16 protein-coding genes are annotated in these 14,838 nt (G+C 63.5%); 10 read left to right on the top strand and 6 right to left on the bottom strand.

Features of this window, described 5'->3' with window-relative positions:
- The coding region (locus BCL93_RS14610) for a transposase (protein ID WP_146742443.1) at positions 1-279 on the bottom strand (279 nt) is incomplete at its 3' end.
- Positions 280-357: 78 nt separating this feature from the next.
- Here BCL93_RS14610 and BCL93_RS14605 point away from each other — a divergent pair.
- From BCL93_RS14605 to BCL93_RS14585, 5 genes are all read left to right on the top strand, one after another.
- Positions 358-1,179 carry an amino acid ABC transporter substrate-binding protein gene (locus tag BCL93_RS14605; RefSeq protein ID WP_258396595.1) on the top strand — a complete coding sequence of 274 codons (822 nt, stop codon included), beginning with the start codon at positions 358-360 and terminating at the stop codon, positions 1,177-1,179.
- Positions 1,180-1,252: 73 nt separating this feature from the next.
- Positions 1,253-2,443, top strand: a complete 1,191-nt coding sequence (locus BCL93_RS14600; RefSeq protein ID WP_112055993.1) for an amino acid ABC transporter permease — start codon at positions 1,253-1,255, stop codon at positions 2,441-2,443.
- Positions 2,444-2,452: 9 nt separating this feature from the next.
- A complete protein-coding gene (locus tag BCL93_RS14595) occupies positions 2,453-3,547 on the top strand; it encodes an amino acid ABC transporter permease (protein WP_112056002.1) in 1,095 nt (364 codons plus the stop codon).
- 104 nt (positions 3,548-3,651) lie between these two features.
- Positions 3,652-4,380 carry an amino acid ABC transporter ATP-binding protein gene (locus BCL93_RS14590; protein ID WP_112056001.1) on the top strand — a complete coding sequence of 243 codons (729 nt, stop codon included), beginning with the start codon at positions 3,652-3,654 and terminating at the stop codon, positions 4,378-4,380.
- A gap of 50 nt (positions 4,381-4,430) precedes the next feature.
- Entirely contained in the window at positions 4,431-4,841 is a 411-nt protein-coding gene (locus BCL93_RS14585; RefSeq protein WP_112056000.1) for a RidA family protein, read from the top strand.
- A gap of 87 nt (positions 4,842-4,928) precedes the next feature.
- Here BCL93_RS14585 and BCL93_RS14580 read toward each other — a convergent pair whose 3' ends face one another.
- Positions 4,929-5,402 carry a hypothetical protein gene (locus BCL93_RS14580; RefSeq protein ID WP_146742500.1) on the bottom strand — a complete coding sequence of 158 codons (474 nt, stop codon included), beginning with the start codon at positions 5,400-5,402 and terminating at the stop codon, positions 4,929-4,931.
- Between the two features lie 271 nt (positions 5,403-5,673).
- Here BCL93_RS14580 and BCL93_RS14575 point away from each other — a divergent pair, with 271 nt between their 5' ends.
- Positions 5,674-6,102, top strand: a complete 429-nt coding sequence (locus BCL93_RS14575; RefSeq protein ID WP_112055991.1) for a host attachment protein — start codon at positions 5,674-5,676, stop codon at positions 6,100-6,102.
- 143 nt (positions 6,103-6,245) lie between these two features.
- Positions 6,246-8,099, top strand: a complete 1,854-nt coding sequence (locus BCL93_RS14570) for a methyl-accepting chemotaxis protein (protein ID WP_112055990.1) — start codon at positions 6,246-6,248, stop codon at positions 8,097-8,099.
- A gap of 111 nt (positions 8,100-8,210) precedes the next feature.
- On the opposite strand, the gene BCL93_RS14565 is transcribed toward BCL93_RS14570, so the two are convergent.
- Positions 8,211-9,137 carry a LysR family transcriptional regulator gene (locus tag BCL93_RS14565; protein ID WP_112055989.1) on the bottom strand — a complete coding sequence of 309 codons (927 nt, stop codon included), beginning with the start codon at positions 9,135-9,137 and terminating at the stop codon, positions 8,211-8,213.
- 159 nt (positions 9,138-9,296) lie between these two features.
- Between BCL93_RS14565 and BCL93_RS14560 the strand changes: the two genes are divergently transcribed.
- A complete protein-coding gene (locus BCL93_RS14560) occupies positions 9,297-10,073 on the top strand; it encodes a ferredoxin--NADP reductase (protein WP_112055988.1) in 777 nt (258 codons plus the stop codon).
- A gap of 153 nt (positions 10,074-10,226) precedes the next feature.
- On the opposite strand, the gene glnK is transcribed toward BCL93_RS14560, so the two are convergent.
- The 3 genes from glnK to BCL93_RS14545 all read right to left on the bottom strand — a co-directional run bounded on the left by glnK (position 10,227) and on the right by BCL93_RS14545 (position 12,435).
- Positions 10,227-10,565 (bottom strand): P-II family nitrogen regulator, encoded by a 339-nt coding sequence (gene glnK / locus BCL93_RS14555; protein ID WP_092526629.1) that lies wholly within the window; start codon positions 10,563-10,565, stop codon positions 10,227-10,229.
- Between the two features lie 169 nt (positions 10,566-10,734).
- Positions 10,735-11,985, bottom strand: a complete 1,251-nt coding sequence (locus BCL93_RS14550) for an ammonium transporter (RefSeq protein ID WP_112055987.1) — start codon at positions 11,983-11,985, stop codon at positions 10,735-10,737.
- 111 nt (positions 11,986-12,096) lie between these two features.
- On the bottom strand, positions 12,097-12,435 hold the full coding sequence (locus tag BCL93_RS14545; RefSeq protein WP_092526622.1) for a P-II family nitrogen regulator: 339 nt from the start codon (positions 12,433-12,435) through the stop codon (positions 12,097-12,099).
- A gap of 350 nt (positions 12,436-12,785) precedes the next feature.
- Here BCL93_RS14545 and BCL93_RS14540 point away from each other — a divergent pair, with 350 nt between their 5' ends.
- Positions 12,786-13,181: an accessory factor UbiK family protein gene (locus tag BCL93_RS14540; RefSeq protein ID WP_112055986.1), complete on the top strand. Its 396-nt coding sequence runs from the start codon at positions 12,786-12,788 to the stop codon at positions 13,179-13,181.
- 93 nt (positions 13,182-13,274) lie between these two features.
- Entirely contained in the window at positions 13,275-14,783 is a 1,509-nt protein-coding gene (locus tag BCL93_RS14535; protein WP_112055985.1) for a YifB family Mg chelatase-like AAA ATPase, read from the top strand.
- The last annotated feature ends 55 nt before the right edge of the window (positions 14,784-14,838 follow it).

The raw sequence follows: 14,838 nt of genomic DNA, 5'->3' as shown, positions 1-14,838 counted from the left end.
AGGGTATAAGCCTTTTTCCCGGCAATACGTGCCAAGCTCGGTCTCTGATAGAGAAGCCGTTTCAATCACCACAGCCAGCTTGGCGTCAGCTGACCAATCATCTCCGGTCTTACGGTTCCCTGGCACAGGCACTCCTTGTCGGCGGCATGTTTTCAGCCAACCATACAGGGTCGCATCCGATATGCCTTCCTCGGCGGCCACCGACGCCACACTGCGGTTGTCAGGCGGTAGCAGCTTCTTTAGCACCGCGGCCTTACGTTCCTCGGAATAACGTGGCATGAACAATCCTATGCCGCCCACTCTGATGTGGATTCAGGCAAAATCGCCAACTGGACAACTAGGCTGACAGAGGGGGGTGTGGCCGCCGCGGTATTCGGCGATGCCTCCAAGGTGCAGTTCGTGCCGCTGAACGCCAAGGAGCGCTTCACCGCGCTGCAGTCCGGCGAGATCGACGTGCTGTCGCGCAACACCACCTGGACCGCGACCCGCGACACCACGCTGGGCCTCAACTTCACCGGCGTCAGCTTCTATGACGGCCAGGGCTTCTTGGTCAAGGAAGCCCTGGGCGTCGACAGCGCCAAGCAACTCGACGGCGCGGCCTTCTGCGTGCAGTCCGGTACCACCACCGAGCTCAACCTGGCCGACTACTTCCAGGCCAACGATATGAGCTTCGAACCAGTGGTCTTCGATACCTCCGACCAGACCGTTGGTGGCTTCGAGGCCGGTCGCTGCGACGTGCTGACCTCCGATACCTCCCAGCTCAACGCGCTGCGCATCAAGTTGGCCGATCCGAGTGGCGCCAAGGTGCTGCCGGAAGTGATCTCCAAGGAGCCGCTGGGTCCGGTGGTTCGCCAGGGTGACGATCAGTGGTTCAACGCCGTCAAGTGGACCCTGTTCGCGATGATCAACGCTGAGGAGATGGGCATCACCAGTGAAAATGCCGATGAGATGAAGAACTCCGACAAGCCGGGCATCGCCCGCTTCATGGGCAGCGAGGGCAACTTCGGCGAGGCCATGGGCCTGCCGGCCGACTGGGCCTATAGCATCGTCAGCCAGGTCGGTAACTACGGCGAGGTCTTCGACCGCAACGTCGGTGCCGGTTCACCGCTCAACATCGAGCGTGGCATCAACGCCCTGTGGACCGAAGGCGGCATCCAGTACGCTCCGCCGATTCGCTAACGCTCTCCACAGGCCCCGCCCTACTTTGGGGCGGGGTTCGTCGTTGTGTCACCGCTAGTGGAGAGGACCTTCCATGACTACTCCTTCCTCGCCCCCTCCTCGCGGGGAGACGCCACCGTTCTGGCGTGACCCCGCCAAGCGGGCGCTACTTTTTCAGGCGCTGATGCTCGCCGCGCTGTTTATGGTGGTTGGCTTCATCGTCAGCAATACCCTCGAGAACCTGGACGCTCGGGGGATCACTACCGGTTTCGGCTTCCTTAATGACACCGCCGGCTTCGGTATCGTCCAGAGTCTGATCGACTACACGCCTCAGAGCAGTTATGGCCGCACCTTCCTGGTCGGCTTGCTGAATACCCTGCTGGTCTCGGCCCTCGGCGTCTTTGCGGCCACTGTCATCGGCTTTCTGATGGGCATCGCCCGGCTGTCGCCCAACTGGCTGATCGCCAGGATTGCCGGCGCCTACGTCGAGATCTTTCGCAACATTCCGCTGCTGCTGCAGATCTTCTTCTGGTACTTCGCCGTACTGCGCAGCTTGCCGTCGCCGCGCGACAGCATGAGCCTCGGTGAGGCCGTGTTCCTCAACATCCGTGGCCTGGTGGTGCCCGCGCCAGTGGGTGGGTCGGGGTTCGTGTGGACGCTGGTGGCGCTTGCCGTTGCCGTCATCGCGGCCATCGTGCTGGTGCGCTGGAATCGCCGTCGCCAGGAAGCGACCGGCGATCGGCTGCCTGCCGGATGGATCAGTGCCGGGATGATTGTCGCTCTGCCTGCCCTCGTGTTCGTCGCCAGCGGCATGCCGCTGACCTGGGATCTGCCCAAGCTTGGCGGCTTCAACTTCTCGGGCGGTATCACCGTGCTGCCGGAGCTGCTGGCGCTGTGGCTGGCGCTGTCGATCTACACCGGTGCCTTTATCGCCGAGATCGTGCGCTCAGGCATCCAGGCCGTCTCTCACGGCCAGACCGAAGCGGCCCGGGCGCTGTCGCTGTCCGGTGGCATGACCCTGCGGCTGGTGGTGATTCCCCAGGCAATGCGGGTGATCATCCCGCCGCTGACCAGTCAGTACCTCAACCTGATCAAGAACTCGTCGCTGGCCACTGCCATCGGCTACCCGGACCTGGTGTCCGTGTTCGCCGGCACCACGCTCAACCAGACCGGCCAGGCTATCGAGGTGATCATGATGACCATGGCGGTCTATCTGACGCTGAGTCTTCTGGTGTCGATGTTCATGAACTGGTTCAACGCGCGCATGGCGCTGGTGGAGCGATAAGTGAGCAAACTGACCTTAAATACGACGCCGGTGGATGCACGCCCCGCTCCCAAGCGCGGCGTGGGCCCCATCGCCTGGCTGCGCAGCAACCTCTTTCAGGGGCCCATCAACAGCGTGCTCTCGCTGCTGGCGATCTGGGCGCTGATCGCGGGGCTCACGCCGCTGATCCAGTGGGCCATCATCGATGCCGACTGGCTCGGCACCAGCCGCGAGGCCTGCAACTCCGGCGGTGCCTGCTGGGTGTTCATCTCGGCTCGCTTCGAGCAGTTCATCTACGGTTTCTATCCCAGTGAACTGCGCTGGCGGGTCAATCTCACCTTTGTGCTGTTTGCTCTGCTGATTGGCTGGCTGGCACTGCCCCGCCTGCCGGCCAAGAAGCTGGCCGCGGTGGTGACTCTGGTGGTCTTCCCGGTCGTGGCCTTCTACCTGCTGCACGGCGGCTCGTTCGGCATGCCGGCGGTGCCGACGCATCGCTGGGGTGGCCTGATGCTGACCCTGGTGCTGGCGGTAGTGGGGATCGTTGCGGCGCTGCCGATCGGCGTCGTGCTGGCGCTGGGGCGCCAGTCGAAGATGCCGATCGTGAAGAGTATCTCGGTGGTGTTCATCGAGTTCTGGCGCGGCGTGCCCTTGATCACGGTGCTATTCATGGCCTCGGTGATGCTGCCGCTGTTCGTACCCACCGAGGTGGACATGGACAAGCTGGTGCGGGCGCTGATCGGCATCACCCTGTTCCAGAGTGCCTACATGGCAGAGGTGGTGCGGGGTGGTCTGCAGGCGATTCCCAGGGGCCAGGAAGAAGCGGCTGCGGCGCTGGGTATGGGCTACTGGAAGCGCATGGGCCTGATCGTGCTGCCCCAGGCGCTGAAGATGATGATCCCCGGCATCGTCAATACTTTCATCGCCCTGTTCAAGGATACCTCGCTGGTGCTGATCATCGGCCTGTTCGACCTGCTGGCGATCGTGCAGGCGGCACTCGCCGACGCCGATTGGTTGGGCTTCTCGATTGAAGGTTATGTCTTCGTTGCGTTTGTGTTCTGGATCTTCTGCTTCGGCATGTCCCGCTACAGCCAGTACCTGGAACGCAAGCTGCACACCGGCCACTAGACGCGCACAGGCGCAGCCGGCGACCGTCTGTTCGGCGGGCGGTCGCCCACAAGAACAAGGATATCGGTATGACGTCACAAACGGCCAAGGCCGACGACACCCCCATGATCGAGATGCGCGGCCTGAACAAGTGGTACGGCGACTTCCACGTGCTGCGCGACATCGACCTGACTGTCCAGCGCGGCGAGCGCATCGTCATCTGCGGACCCTCGGGCTCCGGTAAATCGACGCTGATCCGCTGCATCAATCATCTCGAGGAACACCAGCAGGGCGAGATTGTTGTGGGCGGCATTCCCATGACTCAGGACGTCAAGCGCATCGAACAGATCCGCCACCACGTCGGCATGGTGTTCCAGCACTTCAATCTCTTCCCGCACCTCTCGGTGCTCGAGAACTGCAGCCTGGCGCCGATCTGGGTGCAGAAGAAGCCGCGCCGCGAGGCCGAGGCCCTGGCCATGAAGTATCTCGAGCGGGTACGTATCGCCGAGCAGGCGCACAAGTTCCCGGGCCAGCTCTCCGGCGGTCAGCAGCAGCGCGTGGCGATTGCCCGCTCGCTGTGCATGCATCCGGAGGTGATGCTGTTCGATGAGCCGACCTCGGCGCTGGACCCCGAGATGATCAAGGAAGTGCTCGACGTCATGGTGGAGCTCGCCGAAGAGGGCATGACCATGCTCTGCGTGACCCACGAGATGGGCTTCGCCAAGACGGTCGCCGACCGGGTAATCTTCATGGACCAGGGGCAGATCATCGAGGAGAACGCCCCGGAGCCGTTCTTCAACGACCCCCAGTCCGAGCGGACCCAGCTGTTCCTGAGTCAGATTCTTGGCCACTGAGTCGCATCATGCACAGCCGGCATGCCGGCTGTGCCATGGGAGCTTCCTTGATGATTGAAAAGCTTTACATCGATCGTGCGCCCCAGCCGATCGCGCCCTTTTCCCATGCCTGTCGGGTCGGTGATCTGGTCTTCATCACGGGGCAGATGCCGACGGTCCCGGAAACGAACGAGATGCTGCTCGGCACCTTTACCGAGCAGACCCATCGCGTGATGCAAAACCTGGCGATCATTCTCGACGCCGTGGGCAGTGACTTCGAATATGTGGTTCAGTCACGGGTGTTTATCACCAACATGGGGCACTTCGAAGAGGTCAACGCGGTCTACGCCAGCTACTTTCCTGCGCCCCTGCCCACGCGGACGTGCATTGGGGTGACCGGCCTGGCCGGTGGCGCCGACGTTGAGGTCGACATGATTGCCTGGATTCCGTCCGCCCCCCGCGAGTCCACCAGTGGCTCGTGACCCATGGGGACATCCTGCTCCCATGGCCGTCCAGCCACGGGTGAGCGTGCCCGTTTGATGGTGATGCCTCGGCGACTTTCCTACTACCTATAAGCGCGGCCCGGCCGGGGGCGCGTAGCTGTCTATCCAGGGGGCCGCGGCGAGGTCGAGCTGCGGTTCACGGGGCCACGGCGTGCCGGCTACTGGCTGTGCGGCAGCCGCAGCTTCGGGGGCGGCGGAGAACGGTTCGGGCTGTGAGGGTGCGGGCATGGCAGCGGTAGGGTTGACCTGGCGCGCCTCGCCTGCCCAGCTGTCGTCCTCGTCGTGGACCGCCGGGCGTCGGCGAGTGGAGCGCGTGAAAGGCAGTTGCTGGAGGGCGATCATGGCCTGCACATGGTGGGGCGTCATCAGCAGTTCGAACAGCATGCGCACCAGCAGGCAGGCGGCCAGGGTCGCGCCAACGCCCAGCGCCAGCGTCGGCCATTGGCCCGACAGCGGCGTGGTGGCAAGCGGCGCCAGTGCCTCGCGCGTCCAGAGCCCGCCGGTCGCCAGCATCCCGAGCTGGCTCAGCAGGTGTAGCAAGACCAGCAGGCCGCGCGGCATGGGGCGGCGCATCAGCAACAGATTGCGCATCGAGAGCGTCTCCAGTGACGAAAGTGGGGCGGGGCCATGACCGCATTTACGGGTCAGGGGTGCCTTCCTGGCGGCGGGGATTTTAGCACAGCGCCCTCGGTGCGCATCCTGTCGCCACCGGGCGACGACACGCAGTTGACGCCCTCTCGGGTGCTTGCCAATCTCCAGTATAGGAACGCAGGTGCTGGAGTGATGCGTTTCACTCAACCGAGGAACTGCTATGACAACCTATATTCTGGTCGCTGACGCCGCCCGGGCGCGTGTCTTTACCCGGGATGCCCTCACGCTGGTCGAGCACGACAGCCTGCTACATGCCGAGGGGCGTCTGCATGAGGGGGACCTTGTCACCGACAACGGAGGAGACGTTCACCAGTCGTCGACGACAGCTGCTAGTGCCTCGGGAGGCGAGGATGTGGCGACCCAGCACCACGCCGAGCGCTTCGCCAAGGAAGTCGCCGAACGCCTTTACCGGGCGCGAATCGAGAACGATCTCGACAAATTGATCCTGGTGGCCCCGCCGCGCTTTCTCGGCCAGCTGCGCGACAAGCTCGATGGTCCGACCGCACATCGGGTGATTCACAGCCTGGCCAAGGATCTGTCGAAGGCCAGTCTCGAGACCATTCAGGAGGCAGTCAGCGATATGCGCTAGCTACGTTCAGCGCAGGCGTCTTGCCCCGTCGGCGACTCAAGAAATGGGCGCCCTCGCCGATAGGCACGATGTGGCAAACATCTTTTAGCTCAGGTGTTTGCGGTCAAATAATACAATATTTTTCTAATTGAGGGCGCCCCTCCATGTTTTCCTCCCTGCGCAAGCGCATCCTGATCATCACCCTGGCGGTCATCGCCTTGGCGCTGATGATCAATGCGACCGTTAGTTACCTGACCGTCAAGTCTCATGATCAACAGCAGATTGCCGAGCAGCTGGGTTCCATTGCTACCGGCAATGCCATGGCGATCGAAGAGTGGATCGCCGCTCGCACCAGCATGGTCGAAGCGGCCCGTGAGCCGGTCAAGGGCGATACCCCCGTGCCGGCGCTGGTCCAGCTGGCCGAGTCCGGTGGTTTCCTGTCGACCTATCTCGGCAAGCCGGATGGCTCTCTGACCACCTCAGATGGCTGGGTGCCGCCAGACGATTACGATCCGCGACAGCGCGGCTGGTATCTCTCGGCTACCGAGCAGAACAAGACCATCGTTTCGATGCCCTATGTGGATGCCAACAGCGGCCGGATGGTGGTCACCTTCGCCACACCGGTCGAGCGTGGCGGGCGCTTGTATGGCGTGATCGGTGGTGATGTGGTGATCGACAAGCTGATCGCCCAGGTCAATGGTATCCAGCCGACGCCATCAAGCTTCGCCTTCTTGAGCAGCGGCGGCGAGACGCTGATAGCCCATCCCAATGCCGATCTGACCCTCAAGCCTCTGACCCGACTTAGCGAGCAACTGACGCCGTCCACTATCTCGCGTCTGGGCAATACCGAGAATAACTGGAAGCATTTCGCCATCGACGGTGCCGACAAGCGGCTGTCCGTGACTCCTATCGCTGGCAGCGACTGGGAACTCGGGGTGGCGCTGGACGAGGGCGAGGCCACCGCCGGTCTGCGGGCGATTCTCGAATCCTCGTTGATCACGCTGGTGATTATCATCGCCGTCACTGCCCTGCTGCTCGGCCTGTGGCTCAAGCGGACTCTCGCCGGGCTGGAGCGTGCCCGGGATGCCCTTGAAGACATTGCCAGCGGCGAGGGCGACCTGACCCGGCGCCTGCCGGAGCAGGGTCGCGATGAAGTGGCGCAGATCGCCGCTGCCTTCAACCGCTTCGTCGGCAAGATGGAGGCAGTGATGGTGACCATCCGTCAGAGCAGCGAATCGGTGCGGGTCGCTGCCACCGAGATCTCGACCGGCGGTCAGGATCTCTCGCGGCGTACCGAGAATGCGGCCTCGAGCCTGCAACAGACCTCGGCCTCGATGGAAGAGATCACCAGCACCGTCGAACACACCGCCGAGTCCTCGCGTCAGGCCAATGGCCTGGCCGAATCGGCGTCCGTGGTCGCTCGCCGCGGCGGCGAAGCGGTCGGCAAGGTAGTCGATACCATGCAGGGCATTCGGGATTCCTCGGCGCAGATCAGCGAGATCGTAAGCGTGATGGACGGCATCGCCTTCCAGACCAACCTGCTGGCGCTGAACGCCTCGGTGGAGGCTGCGCGTGCCGGCGAACAGGGCCGTGGTTTTGCGGTGGTGGCCGGCGAAGTACGCCAGCTGGCCGGGCGCAGTGCTGATGCCGCCAAGCAGATCAAGGGCCTGATCGACACCTCCGGCGCCCGCACCGAAGAGGGCGCTGCCCAGGTGCGGGCCGCCGGCGAGACCATGGAGGAGATCGTGCAAAGTGTGGCACGGGTCACCGACGTGCTGGGCGAGATCACCGCCGCCACCGGCGAGCAGAGCGACGGCATCGGCCAGGTCAACGTGGCGGTCTCGGAGCTTGATCGCATGACTCAGCAGAATGCCGCCCTGGTCGAGGAATCGACCACCGCCGCCGAGCAGTTGAAAAACGAGTCGGACCGGCTGAGTCAGGTGGTCTCTGGCTTCACCTTGCGCGAGGTCGCTGAACGGCCGGCGCTGGCCTCGCCCGAGAGCGTGGCGCGCGGCTGACCCGGACATGCCGGCCTAAGACCCGGTTGTTACTCTTCGACCCTATCGCCAGAGCGTCGTGTGATGCCCTGGCGATTAGCGCGTCGCTGATCGGGGGCGGGTTTCAGGGGCTCAGGGCGTCAGGGGCAGCGGAATTTCGTCGCTGCGCTGGATGCCTGCCGTCATCTGTCGACACAGCTTCAAGTATTCGCGCATGCCGGTGGTCAGGTACTTGTGGCGGTGCCAGATGAAGGAAAACTGGCGGCGCAGGTCGAGCTCGGGGGTGGAAAGTTCCACCAGGCTGCCCCGCCTGAAGGCATCGCGCAGCGCCAGGCGCGACACGCAGCCGATGCCAAGTCCTGACTCCACCGCCCGCTTGATGCCCTCGGTGTGCTCGAGCTCCAGCAGGATGTTGAAGCGCCCGCGGCGATGGCGGGCCGCGTGCTCAAGCGTCAGGCGGGTGCCCGAGCCTCGCTCGCGCATGATCCAGTCCTCGCGCAGCAGATGATCGATATCCAGTGCGTCGCTTCCCGCCAGGGGATGATGGGGCGCACAGAACACCACCAGCTCATCCTCCACCCAGGGCTGCATGACTAGCGCCTCGTTCTGGCAGTCGCCCTCGATCAGTCCCAGATCCAGCTCATGCTGGGCCACCCGCTCGATGATGCTGCGGGTGTTGCCCACCTGCAGGCGTACCCGGCTGTCCGGATGTGCCTTGAGGAAGTCGCTGATCAGAAGCGTAGCCAGATAGTTGCCGATGGTAAGCGTAGCGCCGACGTCCAGCGAGCCGATGCCCCGCTGGCCGCGCAGCAGTTCCTCGATTTCCTCGCCGCGGTCGAGCAGCGCTACCGCCTTGGGCAACAGTTGAAAGCCCAGGGCGTTGAGCTTCAGCCGCTTGCCGATCCGGTCTAGCAGCTGGCAGTCGAACTGGCGCTCGAGCTCGGAGAGCGCGGTGCTGGCGGCCGACTGGGACAGCGCCAGCTCCCGGGCAGCGCGGGATACGCTCTCGTGCTGGGCGACGGCGACGAAGACTTCGAGCTGGCGCAGGGTATAGCGCATGGTCACACTCCGCTGAGTCAATATCGGCATTATAGATAAGTGTTATCCATACAAACCATTTAACAGATAGGTGGCCGATGCTTAGACTTCACTCATTGATCTTTCCGGCGATGTTATTCGTTTTTGGAATACTCGTCTTGAGCATATAAGGAGTCGGTCGTGAGCAAGTTTGCCCTGGAAGAAGTCTTAAGCGTCCATCACTGGAACGATACCCTGTTCAGTTTCAAGACCACCCGCGAGCGTAGCCTGCGCTTCAAGAACGGCCAGTTCGTGATGATCGGTCTTGAGGTCGAAGGCAAACCGCTGATGCGTGCCTATTCCATCGCCAGCCCCAACTACGAGGATCACCTCGAGTTCTTCAGCATCAAGGTGCCCGACGGCCCGCTGACCTCGCGCCTGCAGCACCTTGAGGTCGGCGATCAGATCATGGTCAGCCGCAAGCCTACCGGCACCCTGGTCACCGATGATCTGCTGCCTGGCCGCAACCTCTACCTGCTGTCCACCGGTACCGGCCTTGCACCCTTCATGAGCCTGATCCAGGACCCGGAGGTGTACGAGCGCTTCGAGAAGATCGTGCTGATCCACGGCGTACGTACCGTCAGTGAACTGGCCTACGCCGACTTCATCACCAAGGAGCTGCCTGCACACGAGTACCTGGGCGAAGAGATCGCCGAGAAGCTGGTCTACTACCCCACGGTGACCCGCGAGGAGTTCCATACCCAGGGCCGCCTGACCGACCATATCCGCAGCGGCAAGCTCGCCGAAGATACCGGTCTGCCGCCGCTCGACCCCAAGCAGGACCGCGCCATGATCTGCGGCAGCCCGGCGATGCTGGACGAGTCCAGCGCCCTGCTCGACGATCTGGGCTTCAAGATCTCTCCGCGTCTGGGCGAGCCCGGCGACTACGTGATCGAGCGTGCTTTCGTTGAGAAATAAGCCGGAGCCCGGGCTTCGTCGGGAGCTGTAAGCCATAAGCTTGAAGCTGGAAAAAAAACCGCCCCCAGGCGCATGCGTCTGGGGGCGGTGCTGTTTATGCTGGCTTCGAGCTTCGAGCTTCGAGCTTCGAGCTTCGAGCTTCGAGCTTCGAGCTTAGACCGCGTCCTTGTCGGTCTCGCCGGTACGGATACGAATGACCTGCTCCAGCGGCGAGATGAAGATCTTGCCATCGCCGATCTTACCGGTGTTGGCCACCTGGGTGATGGAATCAATCACCTGCTCGGCCATGGCGTCGTCTACCGCCACTTCGAGCTTCACCTTGGGCAGGAAGTCGACCACGTACTCGGCGCCACGGTACAGCTCGGTGTGGCCCTTCTGGCGGCCGAAGCCTTTGACCTCGGTGACGGTAATGCCCTGCACGCCGATCTCGGAAAGCGCTTCCCGTACGTCGTCGAGCTTGAACGGCTTGATGATGGCGGTCACCAGCTTCATGGTCATTCTCCTTGTATTCGTTGGTACGGGAGCGTCGTGATTCCCGGTGCGGGGCGCGACGCGGCATATCCCGCGAACATGCCCTCAAGCATACACCGCACCGAGCGGGAATAAAAAAGGCCCCCGTTAGGGGGCCAGGGGAGCACGCCAGCTCACTCGGTGTGTCGCCTCACTTCTTGGCGACGGAAAACTCGGGGTAGGCTTCCAGGCCACACTCGGCCAGGTCGACGCCTTCGTATTCTTCTTCTTCGCTGACTCGTACACCCATGATGGCCTTGAGGATCAGCCACACCACCAGGCTTGCCAGGAAGACCCAGGCGAAGATGCCGGCGATGCCAATGATCTGAGCACCGAAGGAGGCACCGTCGTTGGACAGCGGTACGGCCAGGACGCCCCAGATGCCGACCACACCGTGCACCGAAATGGCGCCGACCGGGTCATCGAGCTTCAGTTTGTCGAGGCTGACGATGGATACCACCACGATCAGGCCGCCGATGGCGCCGATGAAGGCGGAGCCCAGCGCTGAGGGCGACAGCGGATCGGCGGTGATGGCCACCAGGCCAGCGAGGGCGCCGTTCAGTGCCATGGTCAGGTCGGCCTTGCGGAACCACAGCTTGGCCAGGATCAGGGCAGCGATCACGCCGCCAGCCGCCGCGGCGTTGGTGTTGACGAACACCTGAGCCACGTTGTTGGCGGAAGTGGCGTCGGACAGTTTCAGCTCAGAGCCGCCGTTAAAGCCGAACCAGCCCATCCACAGGATGAAGGTACCCAGGGTCGCCAGCGGCAGGTTGGCACCGGGGATGGCGTAGATAGAGCCGTCCTTGCCGTATTTGCCCTTGCGCGGTCCCAGTACGATCACGCCAGCGAGTGCTGCCGCAGCACCGGCCAGGTGCACGATGCCGGAACCGGCGTAGTCGGAGTAACCGACCTCGGAAAGCCAGCCGCCGCCCCAGGTCCAGTAGCCGGACACCGGATAGATGAAGCCGGTCATGACCACAGCGAAGGCCAGGAAGGCCCACAGCTTCATGCGCTCGGCGACGGCACCCGAGACGATGGACATGGCGGTTGCCACGAACACCACCTGGAAGAAGAAGTCGGAACGCATGGAGTAGTAGGGCGCGTCGTCACCGCCTGCGGTGATGGCGTCCAGGGTGTTTTCGCTACCGATCAGGAAGCCCAGGTTCGGCAGGAAACCGCCGGCGCTGCTGGAATACATGATGTAGTAGCCGACCACCAGGTACATGGTGCAGGCGATCGCGAACAGGACCACGTTCTTGGTCAGGATTTCGGCGGTGTTCTTGGAACGTACCAGGCCGGCTTCAAGCATCGCGAAGCCAGCGGCCATCCACATCACCAGCACGCCGCAGATGAGGAAGTAGAAGGTATCGAGCGCGTAAGTCAGCTCTGAAAGTTCGATCATAGGGTACTCTCCTGGGCCAGCGCTGCCTTGTGTCGTTGTGACGCTGACGGTGGTACTCGCGTTATAGGGTTAGGTTGTTATGTGAAGGGCCCTGCGTCGGGTTGCTGCGGATCAGACCGCGTCGGCACCACGCTCGCCGGTACGGATGCGGATCACATCCTCCAGTGGGGTGACGAACAGCTTGCCATCGCCAATCTTGCCGCTATTGGCGGCGTTGCGAATGGCCTCGAGAACGCTTTCGAGACGTGAATCATCGACGGCGATCTCGACCTTGACCTTGGGCAGGAAGTCGACGACGTATTCGGCGCCGCGATAGAGCTCGGTATGGCCCTTCTGGCGGCCGAAGCCCTTGACCTCGGTCACCGTGATGCCCTGGACGCCGTTGTCGGCCAGCGCCTCGCGGACATCGTCGAGCTTGAACGGCTTGATGATGGCAGTGATGAGTTTCATTCCGTGTCTCCCACTGGAAGGGGTTGTCGTTGGCGTGCTTTCGCTTTCTTGGTGATGCGTAACTAAGGCTTAGCGCATAGCGTGCCAATCCCGATTTAATTCAAGTAAATCAGAAAGATGTGAGGTTGTTATGAGTCTAAGAAGAAATGACTTCGCAATGCAGCATGTATTTGCGCACTAATTTGGTGCCAATGCCTCCCGACGGTGCGCTTGCAGGGTGCATTGAACGCTCAGCGGGGCGGTGCACCAAGAGAGTGAAGTGCTGGAGGGGACGTAGAGTGCATGCGTGATCGCCGTGCCTTGCGTATCCTGTAAAAAGCCACCGACATTGACCGACAGGAGTGCGACCCATGGTGACGAACGATCGTATCAGCCGTCTGGCCCAGCAGCTCGGCGAGCGCCTGCAGGGCGCCTCCCATGCCCCCGAGGAGCTGCAGCGCAGCGTTCAACAGGTAGTGCGCAGCGCCTTCGATCGCATGGAACTGGTGACCCGCGAGGACTTCGACATCCTGATGGATGTGCTGCAGCGCACCCGCTCGCGGGTCGAATCGCTGGAGAAACAGGTCGCAGCGCTGGAGGCCGCCATCGAACGCGATACCTCGGCGTCTAACGAAACGCCGCTGGCGGCCGAAGCCGCAGAAGTTGCCCCTGAGGCGCTGGATGAGTCGCCGGCCGACGAAGCAACCCCGAGTGACGACAAGGCGGCGGAACCGTCCGCTGACAAGAAGGCCCCGGGCCGGCATTGAGACCGGGCGCGCGTTGAGTCGGGAATCAGCGACAGGCGGGCCTTACCTGCGCTAGTGTCTAGGAAAAGACACTGAGCTACGCAAGGAACGCGTATGACACTGGCGATCATCTCGAGCCGGGCGAGCCTCGGCCTCGAGGCCCCCGAGGTGCTGGTTGAAGTGCACCTGGCCAACGGCCTGCCGGGCCTGACTCTGGTCGGCCTGCCGGAGACGGCGGTTAAGGAAAGCCGCGAACGGGTGCGCAGCGCCCTGGTCAATTCCCAGCTCGAGTTCCCCACCACTCGGCGCATTACCCTTAACCTGGCGCCTGCCGACCTTCCCAAGGAAGGCGGGCGCTTCGATCTGCCGATCGCGCTGGGCATCCTGGTGGCCTCCGGCCAGCTGCCCGCCGAATCCCTGACCGATCTGGAGTGCCTCGGCGAGTTGGCCCTCGACGGCCGCTTGCGCCCGGTTCCCGGGGTGCTGCCGGTGGCGCTTGCCACGCGGGCGCGGGGCCGCAAGCTGATCGTGCCCCGCGCCAATGCCGACGAGGCAGCGCTGGTGAGCGGTCTTGAGGTACTGCCCGCCGACCACCTGCTAGAGGTGGTGGCGCACCTGGTGAAGCAGACACCGCTGACGCCCCATCGCCTATCAAGCCCATTGCCCCCCGCGATAGTCAGCGCCGATCTTTCCGAGGTCCGCGGTCAGCATCAGGCGCGCCGCGCCCTCGAGGTGGCCGCCGCTGGCGGGCACAACCTGATGTTTGCGGGCCCGCCCGGCACCGGCAAGACCATGTTGGCCAGCCGCCTGCCGGGCATTCTGCCGGCACTTTCCGAAGACGAGGCACTGGAGGTGGCGGCGATTCGCTCGGTATGCGGGCTTGGCCTGCGCGAACACTGGGGTCAGCGGCCCTTTCGCGCGCCTCACCACACGGCCAGCGCCGTGGCATTGGTCGGCGGTGGCTCGAAGCCGCGACCCGGCGAAATCTCGCTTGCGCATCACGGCGTGCTGTTTCTGGATGAACTGCCGGAATTCTCCCGCCATGTGCTCGAAGTGATGCGCGAACCCATGGAGTCCGGGCAGATTCATATCGCCAGGGCCAGCCAACAGCGCAGCTACCCGGCCGGCTTCCAGCTGGTCGCGGCCATGAATCCTTGCCCCTGCGGCTATCTCGGCGACCCGCGACGGGCCTGTCACTGCACCGCCGCGCAGATTCAGCGCTATCAGGGGCGGCTGTCCGGCCCGCTGCTCGATCGTATCGACCTGCAGGTAGAGGTGCCGGCGCTGGCGCCTGAACAGCTGACATCAAGGGAGACCGGCGAGGATTCGGCCACGGTGCGCGCGCGGGTGATCGCCGCCCGGGCTCGACAGGCCGAGCGCGGTGCTCTCAATACCCATCTGCCGGGACGCGAACTGGAAGCCGCCTGTGCTCTGGAAGCCGCCGACCGCGCCTGGCTTGCCAGCGTGCTTGAGCGGCTGTCGCTCTCGGCGCGTGCCTATCACCGGGTGCTGCGGGTGGCGCTGACGCTTGCCGATCTCGCCGGCGAACCGCGTCCCGGGCGGGCCGAGCTGATGGAAGCGATCGGCTTTCGCCAGCTCGACCGGCTGTTGAAGCGCGGCTAACCAAGGGGCCAGCCAGCGGGGCGTTAGCGGGGCAGGGCCGACCCTGGGCGACGGG

It is taken from the genome of Onishia taeanensis, from assembly GCF_003268885.1.
Classification (GTDB): domain Bacteria; phylum Pseudomonadota; class Gammaproteobacteria; order Pseudomonadales; family Halomonadaceae; genus Onishia; species Onishia taeanensis_A.
The sequence above is the reverse complement of the archived record's forward strand: the minus strand, read 5'-3'. Positions and strand labels throughout refer to the sequence as shown.

What these genes read in the sequence shown, in the direction of transcription:
- glnK (WP_092526629.1), bottom strand. Translation starts at nt 10,565, where the DNA reads ATGAAGCTGGTGACCGCCATCATCAAGCCGTTCAAGCTCGACGACGTA.
- BCL93_RS14535 (WP_112055985.1), top strand. Translation starts at nt 13,275, where the DNA reads ATGACACTGGCGATCATCTCGAGCCGGGCGAGCCTCGGCCTCGAGGCC.
- BCL93_RS14575 (WP_112055991.1), top strand. Translation starts at nt 5,674, where the DNA reads ATGACAACCTATATTCTGGTCGCTGACGCCGCCCGGGCGCGTGTCTTT.
- BCL93_RS14585 (WP_112056000.1), top strand. Translation starts at nt 4,431, where the DNA reads ATGATTGAAAAGCTTTACATCGATCGTGCGCCCCAGCCGATCGCGCCC.
- BCL93_RS14600 (WP_112055993.1), top strand. Translation starts at nt 1,253, where the DNA reads ATGACTACTCCTTCCTCGCCCCCTCCTCGCGGGGAGACGCCACCGTTC.
- BCL93_RS14590 (WP_112056001.1), top strand. Translation starts at nt 3,652, where the DNA reads ATGATCGAGATGCGCGGCCTGAACAAGTGGTACGGCGACTTCCACGTG.
- BCL93_RS14570 (WP_112055990.1), top strand. Translation starts at nt 6,246, where the DNA reads ATGTTTTCCTCCCTGCGCAAGCGCATCCTGATCATCACCCTGGCGGTC.
- BCL93_RS14565 (WP_112055989.1), bottom strand. Translation starts at nt 9,137, where the DNA reads ATGCGCTATACCCTGCGCCAGCTCGAAGTCTTCGTCGCCGTCGCCCAG.
- BCL93_RS14540 (WP_112055986.1), top strand. Translation starts at nt 12,786, where the DNA reads ATGGTGACGAACGATCGTATCAGCCGTCTGGCCCAGCAGCTCGGCGAG.
- BCL93_RS14550 (WP_112055987.1), bottom strand. Translation starts at nt 11,985, where the DNA reads ATGATCGAACTTTCAGAGCTGACTTACGCGCTCGATACCTTCTACTTC.
- BCL93_RS14545 (WP_092526622.1), bottom strand. Translation starts at nt 12,435, where the DNA reads ATGAAACTCATCACTGCCATCATCAAGCCGTTCAAGCTCGACGATGTC.